This window comes from Aeribacillus sp. FSL K6-1305, from assembly GCF_038050115.1.
Lineage (GTDB): Bacteria > Bacillota > Bacilli > Bacillales > Aeribacillaceae > Aeribacillus > Aeribacillus composti.
The window spans coordinates 96758-114190 of record NZ_JBBOQV010000001.1; the positions used below are offsets into that span (position 1 = coordinate 96758).

The 17433-nt window shown below is 39.3% G+C and carries 15 protein-coding genes and 1 pseudogene; 9 read left to right on the plus strand and 7 right to left on the minus strand.

Annotated elements, in window-relative coordinates; genetic code table 11:
- Positions 1 to 59: 59 nt before the first annotated feature.
- From NST97_RS00405 to NST97_RS00430, 6 genes and pseudogenes are all read right to left on the minus strand, one after another.
- Entirely contained in the window at positions 60 to 551 is a 492-nt protein-coding gene (locus tag NST97_RS00405; RefSeq protein WP_094245458.1) for a DUF7878 domain-containing protein, read from the minus strand.
- A complete protein-coding gene (locus NST97_RS00410) occupies positions 527 to 1432 on the minus strand; it encodes an SAR2788 family putative toxin (RefSeq protein WP_340881193.1) in 906 nt (301 codons plus the stop codon). Before NST97_RS00410 ends, NST97_RS00405 begins: the two co-directional genes overlap by 25 nt.
- The gene (locus tag NST97_RS00415; protein ID WP_341342783.1) at positions 1413 to 2369 is read right to left on the minus strand and encodes a S8 family peptidase; all 957 of its coding nucleotides are present in this window, start codon (positions 2367 to 2369) and stop codon (positions 1413 to 1415) included. The genes NST97_RS00410 and NST97_RS00415 overlap by 20 nt, the downstream gene beginning before the upstream one ends.
- A gap of 444 nt (positions 2370 to 2813) precedes the next feature.
- A pseudogene (locus NST97_RS00420) lies at positions 2814 to 3706 on the minus strand (IS256 family transposase); the annotation flags it as partial.
- On the minus strand, positions 3684 to 3926 hold the full coding sequence (locus tag NST97_RS00425; RefSeq protein WP_311067102.1) for a hypothetical protein: 243 nt from the start codon (positions 3924 to 3926) through the stop codon (positions 3684 to 3686). The pseudogene NST97_RS00420 and the gene NST97_RS00425, both read right to left, overlap by 23 nt.
- On the minus strand, positions 3916 to 4377 hold the full coding sequence (locus NST97_RS00430; protein WP_340882485.1) for an ABC transporter ATP-binding protein: 462 nt from the start codon (positions 4375 to 4377) through the stop codon (positions 3916 to 3918). The genes NST97_RS00425 and NST97_RS00430 overlap by 11 nt, the downstream gene beginning before the upstream one ends.
- A 630-nt stretch (positions 4378 to 5007) precedes the next feature.
- On the opposite strand from NST97_RS00430, the gene NST97_RS00435 reads away from it, so the two are divergent.
- A complete protein-coding gene (locus tag NST97_RS00435; RefSeq protein ID WP_161939838.1) occupies positions 5008 to 5169 on the plus strand; it encodes a hypothetical protein in 162 nt (53 codons plus the stop codon).
- A gap of 269 nt (positions 5170 to 5438) precedes the next feature.
- Positions 5439 to 6137, plus strand: a complete 699-nt coding sequence (locus NST97_RS00440) for a helix-turn-helix domain-containing protein (protein ID WP_311067105.1) — start codon at positions 5439 to 5441, stop codon at positions 6135 to 6137.
- A 1217-nt stretch (positions 6138 to 7354) separates the two neighbouring features.
- Here the strand turns inward: NST97_RS00440 and NST97_RS00445 are convergent.
- On the minus strand, positions 7355 to 8119 hold the full coding sequence (locus NST97_RS00445; RefSeq protein ID WP_340881198.1) for an IclR family transcriptional regulator: 765 nt from the start codon (positions 8117 to 8119) through the stop codon (positions 7355 to 7357).
- 601 nt (positions 8120 to 8720) lie between these two features.
- On the opposite strand from NST97_RS00445, the gene NST97_RS00450 reads away from it, so the two are divergent.
- From NST97_RS00450 to NST97_RS00475, 7 genes are all read left to right on the plus strand, one after another.
- On the plus strand, positions 8721 to 10013 hold the full coding sequence (locus NST97_RS00450; RefSeq protein ID WP_063389432.1) for a homocysteine synthase: 1293 nt from the start codon (positions 8721 to 8723) through the stop codon (positions 10011 to 10013).
- A 1840-nt stretch (positions 10014 to 11853) separates the two neighbouring features.
- Positions 11854 to 12018, plus strand: a complete 165-nt coding sequence (locus NST97_RS19150) for a PaaD-like zinc ribbon domain-containing protein (RefSeq protein ID WP_420534690.1) — start codon at positions 11854 to 11856, stop codon at positions 12016 to 12018.
- A gap of 5 nt (positions 12019 to 12023) precedes the next feature.
- Entirely contained in the window at positions 12024 to 12881 is an 858-nt protein-coding gene (locus NST97_RS00455) for a 3-hydroxyacyl-CoA dehydrogenase NAD-binding domain-containing protein (RefSeq protein ID WP_130156789.1), read from the plus strand.
- Positions 12871 to 13596 carry a 3-hydroxyacyl-CoA dehydrogenase family protein gene (locus NST97_RS00460; RefSeq protein ID WP_066251107.1) on the plus strand — a complete coding sequence of 242 codons (726 nt, stop codon included), beginning with the start codon at positions 12871 to 12873 and terminating at the stop codon, positions 13594 to 13596. Before NST97_RS00455 ends, NST97_RS00460 begins: the two co-directional genes overlap by 11 nt.
- An 85-nt stretch (positions 13597 to 13681) precedes the next feature.
- Positions 13682 to 14881: a thiolase family protein gene (locus tag NST97_RS00465; RefSeq protein WP_063389429.1), complete on the plus strand. Its 1200-nt coding sequence runs from the start codon at positions 13682 to 13684 to the stop codon at positions 14879 to 14881.
- A gap of 15 nt (positions 14882 to 14896) precedes the next feature.
- Positions 14897 to 16372 carry an aldehyde dehydrogenase family protein gene (locus tag NST97_RS00470; RefSeq protein ID WP_117017466.1) on the plus strand — a complete coding sequence of 492 codons (1476 nt, stop codon included), beginning with the start codon at positions 14897 to 14899 and terminating at the stop codon, positions 16370 to 16372.
- 122 nt (positions 16373 to 16494) lie between these two features.
- Positions 16495 to 17295 carry an enoyl-CoA hydratase/isomerase family protein gene (locus NST97_RS00475; RefSeq protein ID WP_341342784.1) on the plus strand — a complete coding sequence of 267 codons (801 nt, stop codon included), beginning with the start codon at positions 16495 to 16497 and terminating at the stop codon, positions 17293 to 17295.
- Positions 17296 to 17433 lie beyond the last annotated feature (138 nt).

Here is a 17433-nt window from a genome sequence, read left to right on the forward strand (position 1 = left end):
AAAAAAGGGCTGAGCCCAAGGTCGATTCAATCGACTTTTCGGACAGCCCCTTTTATTTGCTAATAATCATCCGAATAAGGACCTTTCATCAAAGGGATATGTTTTATGAATTTTTTCAATTCGATTCCAAAGTAATTTTCTATATCTCGTTTTAGATTTTGCTCTAATTGAATAAATTCCCTTACGATATAGTCTAAATCAAAAACATTGTACAAATTTTGCTCTGCCCAAATAGATTTCACTCTTGCTTTATTTGAAAATGGAATTAAAGACAGAATAGCACCATCTTCATAATCGTCATATTCAATCGTATAATAATGGAATTCTGGAATATGTTCATCTGTGACTCTGTTTTTCCATTCGTATAATGCTTTATAGAATTCTAAAATAGCAAGTTCTGTTTCAAAGTATAACTCATTATTGATTTTTATTGTAAGTGTAGCTTCTACCGCTAATATGGTAGGAACATCACGTTTATCTTTATTTGAAATAATTCCATTATCAACTACAAAATTGTATTCAAAAGTTATTTTACTGGAAATGCTGTCCATATCTTACCATCATATCCTATCACTATTCTTATTTTTGTTTCACCTTTAGTTCCAATCTTTTTCCCTAAGTTGACTTCGAATCTAAATGATAACTTTTCACTATCATTTATTTTAAAATCAGAAACTTTGGCTTTTTGTAATGCTTCTTTAATCCATCCTCTAGCGGTGGATTGGCTATCTGTGTTAAATTTTTGATAACCTCTTTTATCACTCTTTAAGTGTTTACTCTTCACTGTTAATTTAGCAACATTTTTAATTGCGTTACTCAATGCGTATTTTCCGAAAGCACTAATTAATGCTTTCTTTCCATATTTCTTAATTGCCCATTTTGCCCCATTTTTTAATATTAGACTAAGAACTGGAATAACTGAAGCCTGTGCATCAATGGTGTTAATTTCATAAAGCTCACCAGAGTTTCTATCAATTAAGTATGCTATGAAATCTTCACCTTCGATTTCTGTAAAAAACATATCGTATGTTGTTTTTGTCTTTTCTCCAGTTTCGGATATTTGTTCTTCGGTAGCATACATTTCACCAGTATCAATATTAATATAAAGTTCGGATTCAAATGACAAATCTCCTGTTTCTAACTCAGAGTTTACAGTCATCTCTTTTTCAGAGAATTCTTCAACTACCATTTTAAAGGAATCATTGTTAACTCCCAATTCATCTGCGGTTACTTCATATACTGTTGTATCATCAGTACTTGAAACTTCCTCAACTTTTTCATTAAAATTCACATCAATTTGTTGTGCATTTTCTAAAATTTCCTCTAGATTTGAGGGAACTTCTGTTTCTTCTGCAAATGCAGATGGAGCAAATCCAGCAATACTACTGAACAAAAGTGTAACAACTAATAGTTTAATCAAATTCTTTTTCATTTAAAATCTCCTCTACCTTTTCTTTTCGTAACGTTAGAAAACCTTCTCCAAAATGTTCTTTTTCTCCTAGTTTCACAACATAATTAGAGAGTTTTTCTTTAATGGTATTAGCATTATAATTTGAATCACTTTCATTTAAAATTGCAGCAATAACACCAGTAGCGTAAGCTGTAGCGAATGATGTACCAGAAAATGTTGAGTAGGATCCTTTGTTATCTGTAGAAATAATTTCAACACCTGGGGCGGAATAATCTACTTTGCCTACTCCGGATAAAGGATCGAGTTTAAAATTTTCATCAAATGAAGAAATGGATAGAACATCATTATATTGAGCTGGATAATCAATTGTTAAACCAAGAGTATTTCCTGCAGCCGCAGTGATGATAATTCCCTGTTCAATAGCTTTATTTATGACAGATTTAAGTTCCACTTTGTCGCTTGAAAAACCAAAACTAATATTAATAATGTCAACTTCTTGTTCTATACTCCATTCAATACCTTTAACCACATCTTCAACTTTTCCTCGTCCTTTTTCATCAAGTACCTTTACGTCGTAAAGTATAACGTTATCTAAAATGCCAGTAACTTCAATTCCTTTCGCAGCAATAATTCCAGCTACTGCAGTGCCATGCCCAAATTCATCTTTAATGTTATCACCAGGAGTAATTGCGTTATATTCTTTGAAAGACAAGCCTTCAAATTCTTTGTGCGTCTTATTAATACCACTATCTAAGATTGCAATTTTTATAGGATCAGCATCCATCGTTGAATTCGATCCAACAAGATTAATAGCCCAATTGTCAATCTTCTGTTTTTTTATAGTTGTTACTTCATTGCCAACAATGTCAATGCTGTTATTTCTAACTAAGATAATAGTCAGTATGATAATAAAAAGTACTAGAAAGAGGAGTAATAGGTTCTTAATGTTTTTAATCATTTCTTTCAATACCTTCTAATATTCGACTTAATAATCTTGTAAGAGTTACTGAAAAATATTTAGAAAATCTATCCCCCCTTAATTTTTAATGAAAAAAACAGGGACAATATCATCAATTTATATAATACAAAATATTAGAAATTTTGGCAATAAATATTAAATATGAATATTTCGTGTATATATGGAAAAATGTTCATTTTTGGACGAAACAGTTAAATAAAATATTGTGAGATTAAAAAATAAACTATCTGTTATATTCTTGTTTTTTACATTGACTATAGTAAGGGTACCGTCAAGAATTTTGTGTAATGTAAGATAGATAGGGTATCTCTGAAATGGATTTAGAATAGAGTGGGGCTGTTTCCTCCACACAGGAGACTGAATATTCAGTCTCCTGTGTGGAAAGGGTGAATCCCCTTATTTTTGTTTATTTACAATATATGGTTAATTGTAACGTTCTTCAAACATTCGCTGGAGGGCTTCCTGTGCTTCGGCAAATCCTCTTAACTTTCGTCCTGCCCATTTCTCATTAAAGCCTTGGATGGTCAAATACACGACTTTTTCAGCGGCTTCTAAACTATTCAAACTGTTCATCGGTTTTAGGCGTTTCCGAATCTCCTTGATCGTTCGTTCGATGGCATTGGTCGTGTAAATCACACTTCGAATACTGCTTGGATAATCCATAAATGTAAGGAGGACATCCAACTCATTGGCCCACGCTTGAACTTCTCTCGGATACTTGCTGGACCATTTCGACTCAAACTTTTGAAACATCTGTAACGCAATTTCCTTATTCGGTGCGCGATAAATCAGTTTGAGATCCTCTGCCACTTCAAATTGATCTTTTTTCCGAACACGATTTAAGGTATTACGGACTTTGTGAACGACACAGCGCTGTACATCGGCTTTCGGATAAACAGCTTTAAAGGCCTCCTCCAGGCCCGAAAGGCCATCGAATACGCCCAGAAGCACTTCTTGTACCCCTCTTTTGTAGAGCTGTTGAAGAATCTCTTGCCATCCGTAGGCACTTTCTTGTCCACCTACGAAGAAATCGAGAATTTCACGATACCCTTCTTCGTTTGCACCTAACACCACATAAATAACCTCTTTCTCCACGGTAGACGAAGTTTCACGTACAAGCCATCCAAATATAAGACCGAATATCGCTTGGGTAGGGGACGTGTATGCCATTTTACAATGTCTTCCTTTACCACATCCGTGATATGACTAATCGTTGTTGGGGAGTAGGCATTTCCTAGAATTCGTTCAATAAACTTGCTAATTTCACGCGTACTCATGCCACTTTGATACATGTTAATGATCGCTTCCTCGAGCCAGCACTGATAAATTGGTATATGTCTGGAAAAGGGGAGCTTCATATACTGTAAGAACCATATCTGATTCGTTTTTCGCATAATCACCTAATGGGTTTTGTTCGAATCCTTTCGCATATGTTTTCACCAATTGGCCATTGGCATAAGTGTGGATGCCAAAATATAAAGCAAATATGCCAACAATTCCAATCATTATTTTTAAAAAAACTTTTTTATAATTCAATGATAACATCTCCCATCTTTTTTAATTCCTCATCATGTGTAACCAATATAATGGTCTTTCCTAATCTATTAAGTTCTTTTACATGTTCCATCACTAGATTGGCGTTATATTTATCCAAGCTTCCTGTCGGTTCATCTGCCAATATAATACTGCATTTTTTCATAAACAGACGCGCAATGGCTACTCTTTGCTGTTCTCCACCGGACAAAGTATATATTTTTCTTTTTTCGTAACCATTCAATCCAACTTTTTCTAATGCTGCTGAAACAGTGGTATTGTTTCTATATTTCTTGTCGATCATCAGAATGTTTTCTTCAACAGTCTTATTTTCTACTAATGCAAAGTTTTGAAAAAGAAATCCGAGCTTCTCTCTATATGCCTTAAGAATATCATCGTTTTTCGAAAGATCTAGGCCGTCGATAAATACTTTCCCTGCATCTACCTTTTCAATTCCTTTCTATAATCATTCTGTTTCCCTATGCCGAATTTTGGTAGAATGAAAGGGAGTCATAACTATATTGAGGATTAGAATTCGTTATGAGATGTTGATTCAAAAATCTATTGCTGATTAACTATGTCCTGGTGCTATCTCCGAAAGATTTTCATGTATAACGAGGACGGAGAAACGCAGCAGGAGCTTTTATCATCCTTAAAGCTTCACATCGACCAGATTGTTCAGGAGATTAAGCCTGCTCATCATGTTGTAAAACCAAACTGTGGATAAATAAAAGAACCAAGTTCTTCAATTCATGCCAGTACTAGCTCTATTTAGAGACTATCTATATTTCGGAGAATTTAATGCAGATGGTATTAAAAAACAGTGAAGCATTTCCATTTGTATATCTTCAACTGATTGATGTAGTTGGGAACAAGTTGTTTTCTCGATGCTTCAAATTGGCAATTTTTAAAGGACAGATGATTCAACAGTTTATGTATGAATTTGAAAGCTCAAAGAACTATTTTAGATAGCAAAACTCTGCTTGATGCTTCGAATGGGTATAGCCTTTGATTGAGCTCGTCTATTTCTTTCATTGTTAAGATCAATAATCAGAAGGCTTTCCGGGCATATAGAACATTTGATATGCTGCATTTTTCAGTCAGCACGCTGTACCTGTTTCATCCAAAGCATCTGCACCGGAACAACAGCTTGCTCATTCCAATCATTGGATTGCATGATATTGTTGCTGCAATGATTCAACTGCTAGTTCAGTTTCAAGGCTGCAAAAGCGGTTGTGATGATTAATATAGAGCGCGCTGATTATTCAAACGGATATATAGTCCATCGGTAACCTTCATGAAATGACCTATGACGGTTCTTTTGGACCAATGGACTAGGAAACTTACGCAGATTGTCGAACTTTCACATCTATTTACACTTTATTTTTGTTTGACAAGGTAATCGGTTACCACTTTTGATTACATTATATATTCCTATAAGACGAAAATCAACAAAATTTTCCTTTAGGACTAAAAATGTTTCTTTTAGGAAGATTATAGAGAGGTTGACAGAAAATGAGCGATTTCAAAAAGGAATTGGGCAGTCGGGTAAGACGAATTCGTAAAGAAAAAGGTTTGACACTTGAGGAAATGGCAAAAGCTACTGGTATTACGAATAGCGCACTAAGCAAAATTGAAAGAGGAGCAGTTTCAGTTTCTGCTGAGAATCTATCATTAATAAGCAGAGTTTTAGGAGTGAGTAATGATTACTTGCTATACGGCGAGGCTTATTTGACTAGTGTTCCGATTTCTGAAACTAATGATAAATTTACGTCAGATTCTTGTTTACAAGAAATGACTGACCGTGCTTCAGTTGAAGACGATAAAATTAAAAAATCTCCATTGTTTAAAAGATTTCAGGATTTGACCATAAAATGTTTGATAGGCGAAAACAGTTCGGTCAGCTTAGATCCTGAAGCACTAATGAATCTATTTAAAGCCTCAGCTGCTCTTTTTGCCGATCCATCTATAAAAGTTAGTGAAAACGAAATGATCGATCAACAAAATGACAAAAACGAACTTTCACCAGAAGAGCAGGAACTAATCGAAATCCTCCGTCAATTGGATGACGGCGACAAATTTGAAATTATGACTATTGCCAGAATGAAAAGAGACATCACTAAAAGGTATGGCAAACGAAAAAAGGGGATGTCATCTACATCGATTTCCGAAGGGGCTGCCGCATCTGAAAAACGTTATGATAAGTTTGCTTAATTTTATATTCCAAAATGGTAAGTATGTTACCATTTTTAAAAATTGAGCAGGTCTCGTATTTTCCCCTAACAGGTAGACAGTTAAATGTAATGATTTTATGCTCCTAACCGTCTACATGGGAGGGGATTTTTTTAAAGCAAAGAAAGGATAAACGTTTCAATTTTTATCAAAGCATTTATTTTATAATGAAGGTTTGGATTTATTTAGGCATTTTGTAACTGAAAGACAATATTATACAAAACCGACAATTTAAATATGTAAGTGAATTTCGAAACGGATTGACCTTATCCTAAGCGGAATTTGTTGTCAATACGAACTTTTCACGAAAGTGTAATCGAGTACACTAAAACCATTCAACTAAAGAAGAACTATTAAGGGCATCCTGGCTAGTGTACTATTCGTTTTGGCTGGTATTTTCATTACGACACGAGAGAGACATGAGACATGGGGCTGTCCAGAAAATCAAATCCCATTAAAAACAAAAATCATAAACATCGATATATCAACGTTTCTAAAACATTAAAGGGGCGTCAATAAGCCGTAAAAACGACTTATTAGACACCCCCATTTTATGAGACCTTCAGAACTAGCTGCAATTTGCGCTTTTTCAACAAGTGCATCCAAATGACGGATTATTTTGTCGTATATTGCTTGGATAATAAATTCGCAAATTGTTACATGATCCGATATACATCCCCAGTTCGCCTCAGTCATGGACATGACTAGAAAAAAAACCGCAGTAAGAACAGCGTTCTTCTGTAGTATTTTCTCAACATGTAACAAATTGCAATCTTCAAGAAACACTTGTTTAACAACTTCAAATTCTGGCAAATCTAGTGATACGGAAAAGAACCTCCTGTTATGTTAAGTTACGCTAACATTACTGCCAGGAATTCGTGAGTATTTTCCTTATTTTTGGGTTAAATCACAAAATGTGGTAAAGAATCTCAATTATTATTGGGAGAATAGTACCGACAAGATGATAGCAGAATTTTCTGTTATCAATAAAAGAGGGTTTTGTATGTACACAAAAGAACCGGGCGTTGATTTTTTAACGCTCGGTTTTTCATATAAGGATAAAAATAACATCTGACCTTATAAATGACAAGAAGGCGAACACCGTCTTTTTTACTGAAACATATGAAATAGTAAAAATCAATTCCTATTTTTTAAATTCCATCTCACTTCTACTTTAAAAGGGTGCAAAAAGCTCTTTTTTATTCTTCTTTCCATCCGAAAACGGCGGAAATTTCTTTTCCTTTTATAAGCAAATATTCGCTTAGCTCATGTTCGATAGTGTCTGGAATCGATTTTTCAAAGCCGACAACAATAATAGACCCTAAAATTTCCCGCTCAAAATTAAAAATCGGAATGGCGGCAGAAGCGATGCTTGGCGCTAAAGCTTCCTGCGCAAACGATATTTTTTGATCGGCAATAAGCTGAAACTCTGTCATTAGCTCGTCTTTCGCCTGTTTGCTTAGCTTTGACAACTCCGATTCCTTCCAAGCGTTTACTCTTGGATCGTTTTTAAATGCCGCAAAAAGTTTTCCGGCTGCCGAGGAGATCGGAAGGATTGTTCCGACCTGTCCGCCTAAGTTAAGCCCTAAATGACTATGGATCATTTTGACGATCATTGGGCCGTTTGTTGTCCATACGGCAAGGAGAGTCGTTTCTTTCGATTTGGCATTAATTTCATGCAAAAATGGCGTGATTTTGCCAATGAGGTCCTCTTGATTGACAGCTGCCATTCCATATTGAATGAGTGTGCTCCCTAAAGAGTATAAGCCGCTTCCTTTATCCCGATGAAGGACACCGAGATTCGTAAGGGTATTTAAATATTTATATAAATTGCTTTTTGCTATATTAGTATAATGATGAATGTCGTTAAATTTCATCGGACTGCCGTTTTTGGCAATCAGGTCAATAATTGAGAATCCTACAAGCAAAGACTGAATTTGTGCATGTTTTTTATTTTCTGTCATTGCTAAAACCATCCTTCGACTGATAGGCATACTTCATCTTATTTTACCACTTCAACAAAATTTTTTCTATATTTTCAAAAAACTACTAAGACTTTGTCAATGAAAATATAAACTAGCAATAGATGAAGTGTGAAAGGATAAAAAATTTGTCCGGGATGCGAGAAAAATCCTCTCAAAAAAGTCTGAAGAGAAAAATGAAGTTCCTCGCCATTTGCTTAATGATGGCAAACTGTTTTTTTATTGCATCAATTTAAGAAATTTCATTTTCGGACTGCTCTCAGTATATTCTTTATTCCTTTTACTCATCCTGCATTCCCTTTAAAAAAGAATAAGTAGATTGGAAAATTATTATCAAATGAAAATACGAGGAAAGGTTACTTATAAAGCATTCCATTACATGAAATGATATCCAAAAAGTTTATCTTCCAATTGAGATTTTATGCTATACTGAAGAAGTCTAAAAAATTTTTGAAAGTTTTGATAAGTAATTGACATCCGGCTGAACAAGCAGTACATTTTATTTATATATAATTAAACCTATTATTTTAGTAGGTTTAATTTTGCGAATATATAAGTTTAGAATTGAAGGGAGAAATAAACTATGTCAAACGAAAGAAAACTTCAGCCCGAAACGCTAGCTGTGCATGCAGGACAGGTGCCTGATCCGACGACTTTGTCGAGAGCTGTTCCGATCTACCAAACGACTTCGTATGTATTTGAAGACAGTCAGCATGGGGCAGATTTATTCAGTTTAAAGAAAGAAGGAAATATTTACACAAGGATCATGAATCCAACGACTGATGTATTTGAAAAGCGTGTAGCTGCGCTTGAAGGCGGAATTGGGGCGCTGGCGCTTTCATCTGGACAAGCCGCTGTTTTTTATTCGATTTTGAATATTGCTGGAAGCGGCGATGAAATTGTTTCTTCATTTAGCTTATATGGCGGAACCTATAATTTGTTCACACATACTTTGCCGAAGTTTGGCATCACGGTAAAATTTGCCGATACGACGGATCCGCAAAATCTTGAAGCAGCGATTACTGAAAAAACAAAAGCAATATTTGCCGAGACGATCGGAAACCCAAGAGGGGATGTGCTTGATATTGAAGCGGTGGCAGCAATCGCTCATAAACATTCAATTCCGCTTATCGTTGACAATACAATTCCAAGCCCTTACTTGCTCCGTCCGATTGAATTCGGCGCAGATATAGTTGTTCATTCGGCTACGAAATTTATTGGAGGACACGGAAATTCAATCGGAGGCGTCATTGTCGACAGCGGCAAGTTTGATTGGAAAGGAAGCGGCAAATTCCCTGAGTTCACCGAGCCGGACCCAAGCTATCATGGTCTCGTTTATGCTGATGACATTGGTGAAGCTGCTTATATTACGAAAGCGCGCATTCAGCTGTTGAGAGACCTTGGAGCTTCACTTTCTCCATTCAATTCATTTTTATTCTTGCAAGGGCTTGAAACGCTTCATTTGCGAATGCAGCGCCACAGTGAAAATGCGCTTGCAGTTGCGAATTATTTACTTGAGCATGAAGCGGTCGAATCTGTCAGCTATCCAGGCTTGAAAAATCACCCTTCATTCGAACTTGCACAAAAATATTTGCCGAAAGGTCAGGGAGCCATTCTGACATTCGAAATTAAAGGCGGCGTTGATGCAGGAAGAAAACTGATCGATTCGGTTCAATTATTTTCAAACCTTGCCAACATCGGCGATTCGAAATCGTTGATTATTCATCCTGCCAGCACGACTCATCAGCAATTAACGAGCGAAGAGCAGCTGGCAACAGGTGTTACACCTGGTCTTGTCCGGTTATCAGTCGGTACGGAATCGGTTGATGACATTATTTACGATCTGGAACAAGCGATTCGAGCAAGCCAAGCTTAAGATCGTATCGCCAGATAAAAATTTTGCAGGGATTGCGGCATAAGCCCACTTCACACTGAAAAGCAGCAGGCAGCCTTCAGCTGCTTTCATATAGAAAGAAGTAGAGGAAAACGACTGTTTTTCTCTACTTTTATTGTGCGCCCGGCATGGGTGTAATCTATAGGGTGAAAGTCCCGAGCTGCGAAGGCAGAAGTAGCAGTTAGCTTAACGCAAGGGTGTCCGTGGTGACGCGGAATCTGAAGGAAGCGAGCGGCAAACTTCCGGTCTGAGGAACACGAACTTCATATGAGGCTAGGTATCACTGGGTGAGTTTGCAAGACAAAACAAAGCCCTTTCTGCCGAAGGTGATACAGAGTAAATGAAGCAGATGGATGGAAGGAAAGATTACACTCTTACCCGGGGAGGTCTGGCTGGCACGCCAAGTAACCTTGGTAACCTATCTAGTGATAGATAGCTGAACCGTCAGAAGTCAGCAGAGGTCATAGTATTAGTTGGTCTAGAACAACTAAGAAGGACCGAACAATTAAGAGAGAATAGCCCTTGGCATTCAGTGAGTCATGATGAACACAGAAAACGTAGTACCTCACTTGAGGGAGGAAGCGGTGAATCCCGTGGGAGATCTCTTGGAGGGTGGAGTGACCACTGGCATAAAGAGAACAGCTATTCACGGAAGTTATAAAGACTTGCGTCAATTATCTTAATTGAACCGCCGTATACGGAACCGTACGTACGGTGGTGTGAGAGGACGGGAGTTAATCGCTCCCTCCTACTCGATTGTGCGCCCGGCATGTATATGAACTATAGGGTGTAAGTCCCGAACCCCGAAGACAGAAGTAGAGGTTAGCCAAGAGCAAGGGTGTCCGTGGTGACGCGGAATCTGAAGGAAGCTGGAGGCAAAACACCGGTCCGAGGAACACGAACCTCATATAAGGCTAGGTATGATTGAGTGAGTTTGCAAAACAAAACAAAGCTCTTTCTGTCGAAGGTCATATCGAGTAAATGAGGCGGATAGATGGTGTGAAAGTGCATGTACTTACCCGGGGAGGTCTGGTGGATATGTGAAGTACGCTTCATAACCTACTTAGTGATAAGTAGCTGAACCGTCAGAAGTCAGCAGAGGTCATAGTATTAGTTGGTCTAGAACAACTAAGAAGGACCGAACAATTAAGAGAGAATAGCCCTTGGCATTCAGTGAGTCATGATGAACACAGAAAACGTAGTACCTCACTTGAGGGAGGAAGCGGTGAATCCCGTGGGAGACCTCTTGGAGGGTGGAGTGACCACTGGCATAAAGAGAACAGCTATTCACGGAAGTTATGAAAACTTGCGTCAATTATCTTAATTGAACCGCCGTATACGGAACCGTACGTACGGTGGTGTGAGAGGACGGGAGTTAATCGCTCCCTCCTACTCGATTATGGACTTATGGACATCCTCTGCATATTACCGTTTCCCAAAACCAGCGCTCATAGCAGTATGAAACTAGGAAGAAAACTGCCGCGGTTTAGCTGTCGTCAAAACCACCCTCGCTGTAAAATTCTCTCGTTTCATTTATAGGTAAAAATGATACATATGTTGATTTTAGGGGGCTGTCTAATAAGTCGATTTTCCGGCCTTATAGACGCCCCCTTTAATGTTTTAGAAACGTTGATATATCGATGTTTATGATTTTTTGTTTTTAATGGGGATTTGATTTTCTGGACACCACCGTTTTAATTTTAATTTCCAGAAAATAAATAACATTTTAATTTTTTTCGTTGACAGAACCTGTTGTTTTTATTAATATTTTGTTAAATAAACGATAGTAAAAAAAACGTAATATAACAGAGAGGTGACACCGGTGTCCGACAAATATGTGGTGCATTGTTCCTTTTGCGATTCTACAAATGTTAAGAAAATAGCTGTTTTCGGCACTGCTCAGCTCGTTTCTCAATATTACTGCAACCAATGTAAAAGCGTTTTTGAATTTATAAGATGGCAAAATGATTTGAACAAAGGGGTGTAGTCTGTTTGACGATCCAAACGGTTGGAGTTGTAGGAAGCGGAACGATGGGCTCTGGCATTGCCCAAACGTGTGTGCAGCATGGATTTCGTGTATTGCTTTATGATTTAAATGATGCGATCGTTCAGAAAGCATTTACTCAAATTAAAAAACGCCTTAACAGATTAGTAGAAAAGGGAAAAATGGAGGAACAAACGTTTCAAGATTCAATATCACGAATTGAGACTTGCACCGATTTATCACTGATGAAAGCGTGTGATCTTGTGATTGAAGCAGTTCCGGAAAAAATCAATATTAAAAAAGACATTTTCCAAGCGCTGGATGAACATTGTCCAGAACAAACCATTTTAACCACCAACACATCATCGTTTTCTGTCACTGAAATTGCAAGCGTTACCAAAACAGGGGAAAGAGTGGCAGGTCTTCATTTTTTTAATCCGGTTCCGCTAATGCCTTTAGTAGAAGTCGTAAGAGGGGTGAAAACATCTGAGGACACGTTGAAAAAGCTTGCACAATTTGTCTCTTCTCTTCATAAAGATCCGGTTGTTTGCGAAGACACACCGGGATTTATTGTAAACAGAATTGCCCGTCCTTTTTACAATGAAGCATTGAAAATTGCAGGTGAACGTTTGGCGAAGCCCGAACAGATTGACAGGATCATGAAAAAGGCTGGACGTTTTAAAATGGGTCCTTTTGAACTGCAAGATTTAATTGGTATTGATGTGAATTTTTCCACAACGGAAACCGTCTACAATAGTTTTTTCGGAGAGGAAAGATTTCGTCCGCATTATTTGCAGCAGCGCATGGTTCAGTCAGGTAAGCTTGGCAGAAAGGCCGGTGAAGGATATTATCGCTATGAAAACTAAATCATTCACTGTAAAAGTAGCTGGAGAAGGCTCTTTAGCCGATTCGATCATAGCGCAATTGCGCGAAACAGGCCATCAGCTCGAAGATCAATCGGCTGTTCATTCAAATTTTGATATTGTGATCGAAACGACAAATCTCGACATCGACCAAAAGAAAAAACTGTTGGTCGAAATCGAAAAAACATTGCCAAAGGAAACGGTCATTTTGTCTACATGTCTTGGTGTAACAGCAACAGAAACCGCTTCTTGGCTCCAACATCCTGAACGATTAGTCGGATTTGCCGCATTTTTCCCTTGGGAAGATTGTGAACTTGTCGAACTTGCACCGGCTTTGCAAACCGAAAAAGAAAATGTTGAGAAAGCTAAGCAGTTTTTTGAAGAAGTTGGAAAAGAGGTCGAAGTAGTGGAAGACGGCGTAGGATTAGTATTTCCTAGAATTTTATCATTAATTATTAATGAAGCTGCTTTTGCTTTAACAGAAGGTGTTGCAAGTGCAGAGGACATAGACAAAGCAATGATGAAAGGAACGAATTACCCGATGGGCCCCCTTCGCTGGGCGGATCATATCGGTATTGATGATGTTTATGCTGTTTTAGCCGGACTGTTTAAAGAAACAGGGGAGGACCGCTACCGGCCTGCTCCATTTATCAAAAAGATGGTGTATGCCAAATGGTTCGGAAAGAAAACGGGAAGAGGCTTTTATCAATATGATTAAAAATTCCGGTTGATGATGGTAACTTCGGGAAAAGTTCAAAATGAATGAAAATGCCTGAAAAAACGGTCAAAATGGGGGTAAGAAAATGAAAGAAGCTGTGATTGTTGATGCTGTCCGAACCCCGATCGGCAGGTTCAACGGGGCATTAAGAGAGGTCCGCCCGGACGATTTGGCAGCTCACGTCGTAAGAGAGCTGCTCAAGCGAAATCCGATTGATCCTTCCGATGTGGAGGATGTAATTTTTGGCTGCGCTAATCAAGCCGGAGAAGATAATCGCAATGTGGCAAGAATGGCCGTGCTTCTTGCGGGTTTGCCTGAAACGGTTCCAGGCGTGACCGTCAACCGTTTATGCGGATCGGGTCTGGAAGCAATTAATCAAGCAGCGCTGGCGATTCAAGGCGGATTGGGAGACGTCTATATTGCAGGCGGAACCGAAAGCATGACAAGAGCTCCATATGTCATGATGAAGCCGCAGCTTTCTGGAATGAGGGACACGCCAACATTTTATGATACAACTCTCGGCTGGCGGCTTGTCAATGATAAATTAGCGGAAATGTATCCGCCGATCAGTCTTGGCGAGACGGCTGAAAATGTAGCTGCGCGCTATCAAATTTCGAGGCAGGAGCAAGATGAATTTGCGTTGGAAAGCCATAAAAAAGCCGGAAAAGCGATACAAGAAGGGCGTTTTCAAGATGAAATTGTTCCGGTGACAATAACAGGGAAAAAAGGGGAAGAAACGATAGTAGATGCAGATGAGCATCCGAGGCCTGATACGACTTTGGAAAAGCTGAATAAATTAAAGCCTGCTTTTGTTCAAGACGGAACAGTGACCGCTGGAAATTCCTCTGGAATCAATGACGGCGCTTCCGCACTTTTAATCATGGAGAGATCGATAGCAGAAAGACTTGGCTTTAAGCCGCTGGCACGGATTGTCGGCTCCGCTGTCGCTGGGGTGAATCCATCTTATATGGGGATTGGCCCGATTCCAGCAACGAAAAAAGTGCTGCAAAGAACTGGTTTATCTATCAGCCAACTGGATTTAATCGAGATTAATGAAGCATTCGCCTCCCAATCCATTGCCTGCATTAAAGAGCTGGGATTTGATATGGAAAAGGTGAATGTCAACGGTGGAGCAATTGCTTTAGGTCATCCTCTCGGCTGCAGCGGGGCGAGAATTGTTACCACTCTCGTTCATGAAATGAAAAGGAGAGACGTTAGATATGGACTCGCGACGATGTGCATAGGCGTCGGGCAAGGAATCGCCACGATTGTCGAAAAAATATAGAAAGGAATGAAAAATATGAAAAAACACTATCAGCTTTTTATTAATGGACAATATGTAGACAGCTCAAACGGAGAAGTATTCGAAACGCATAATCCTGCAACCGGCGAAGTCATAGCAACGGTAGCCAAAGCAACAAAGAAAGACGTTGACAAAGCGGTGGAGGCAGCCCGTGCTGCATTTGAGTCGGGCAAATGGCCGAGAATGACGGCAGCGAAAAGAGCTCGCCTGTTAAACCGTATAGCGGAAATGATGAGAGAGCGATTTGAAGAATTGGTTCGCGTTGAAGTATTAAACAGCGGAAAGACCGTTGCTGCTGCCAAGGGTCAAATTATGCAGGCGATTGAAGATTTTGAATTTTATGCCGCTGCATGCTTAACTCTCCAAGGTGATGTCAATCAAGTTCCAAACGGCTTTTTTAACTATACTCTTAAAGAGCCGGTCGGGGTATGCGGTCAAATTATTCCTTGGAATTATCCGCTCATGATGGCCGCTTGGAAAGTGGCGCCTGCATTGGCTGCCGGCTGCACTGTTGTCTTGAAGCCTGCTAGCTACACTCCAATTACAGCCTATATGCTTGCGGAAATATGCCATGAAGCAGGTGTTCCGGCAGGAGTCCTGAACGTTATTACAGGCAGCGGGTCTGAAATCGGACCATATATGACGGAGCATCCTGGAATCGACAAAGTTGCGTTTACAGGCGAAACGGAAACCGGAAAGGACATTATGAAGCGCGCTTCTGAAACGTTAAAACGGGTAACTTTGGAATTAGGAGGAAAATCGCCGAACATCGTCTTTGACGATTGTGATCTGGAAGGAGCCGTAAACGGTTCGCTTTATGGAATTTTTTACAACACAGGACAATCTTGTGAAGCAAGATCCCGCTTGTTTGTTCATGAAAACATTTATGATGAATTTATGGAAAAATTTCTCGAAAAAGCTTCCCGTATACGAGTAGGAAATCCGTTTGATGAAGGCGTGCATATGGGGGCCGTCATTTCCAAAAGTCATCAGCAAACAATTGATCATTACGTGAAATTAGCGGTGGAAGAGGGCGGAAAAATTTTATACGGCGGCAAAATACCGGAAGGCGGAGAGTATGAAAAAGGGTATTGGTATTTGCCGACGGTTATCGGGGATGTCACAAATGATATGAGAGTTGCACAAGAGGAAATTTTTGGGCCTGTCGTAGTTGTCATGAAATTCAGCGATGAACAAGATGTGATCCGCCAAGCAAATGATTCCATTTTTGGATTAGGTTCGGCTATATGGACGAACGATCATGGAAAGGCACACCGTGTTGCGGCACAAATAAAGGCAGGCATTGTTATGGTGAATTCCCCAATTTCTGCATTTCCTGGAACACCTTTTGGAGGCTATAAGCAATCGGGATTTGGCCGGGAGCTGGCATTGGAAACATTGAATTTGTACACGGAAACGAAAAGCGTCGTTTCTTATATCGGCAGCAAGCCATTAAATCTTTTTGGACTCTAATTATATGTATAAAAAAAGATCGTTTTAAAAAAATATAATTCCTATTGAATTATTAGAATATTTAGTATATTATGTTTATGAAACGATAAAATATTAAACGTATAAATAAAGGAGGAATTGCAATGTCAGATGCAGTAGCAATAGAAAAGAAAAATTTAACGGTGGTTAAAAATAACGGAGTGGCGGAAATCCATCTTCACATCAATAAAACGAATGCCTATGGACTGGAGTTTTACCAAGAATTTAACGCAGCGATCGATGACCTTCGCTTCGATCCAAACATAAAAGTGGTCGTGCTGATGAGCGATGTGCCGAAATTTTTCTCGGCAGGAGCGGACATCAATTTCTTAAAAGCAGCGGATCCGCGCTACAAAACGCAGTTTTGCCTGTTCTGTAATGAAACGCTGGATAAAATTGCCCGTTCGCCGCAAGTATATATCGCCTGCTTGGAAGGGCATACAGTCGGCGGAGGATTAGAAATGGCGCTAGGCTGCGATCTGCGATTCATGGGAGATGAAGCAGGAAAAATCGGCTTGCCGGAAGTATCGCTTGGGGTGCTGGCCGGAACGGGAGGAACGCAGCGGTTGGCTCGGTTGATCGGGTATTCGAGAGCGCTGGATATGAACATAACTGGGGAAACGCTGACACCGCAGGAAGCGCTGGACATTGGTCTCGTCAACAAAGTGTTCCCACAGGCGGAAACGAGAGAGCGGACGCTCGAGTATGCGAGAAAGATAGCTGAAAGCGCGAGCTATGCGGTTTCCAACATCAAGCTGTCGATCATGAACGGAAAGGAAATGCCATTGAACGTAGCCATCCGCTACGAAGGCGAGCTACAAAACTTGTTGTTCCGCTCTGAGGATGCAAAAGAAGGATTAAGTGCATTTTTAGAAAAGAGAAAACCAAATTGGAAAGGGATATAAAAAAGAAGGACGCAACATATCGGCCATAACGGCCGGTATTTTTTCATCCAGAAAATCATGCGGAAATTTAAAGACAAGTCATATGCCTTCCTCAAGGAGGAGGCAGTTTTTTTCTGATCGGCAGAGTCGATTTAAACA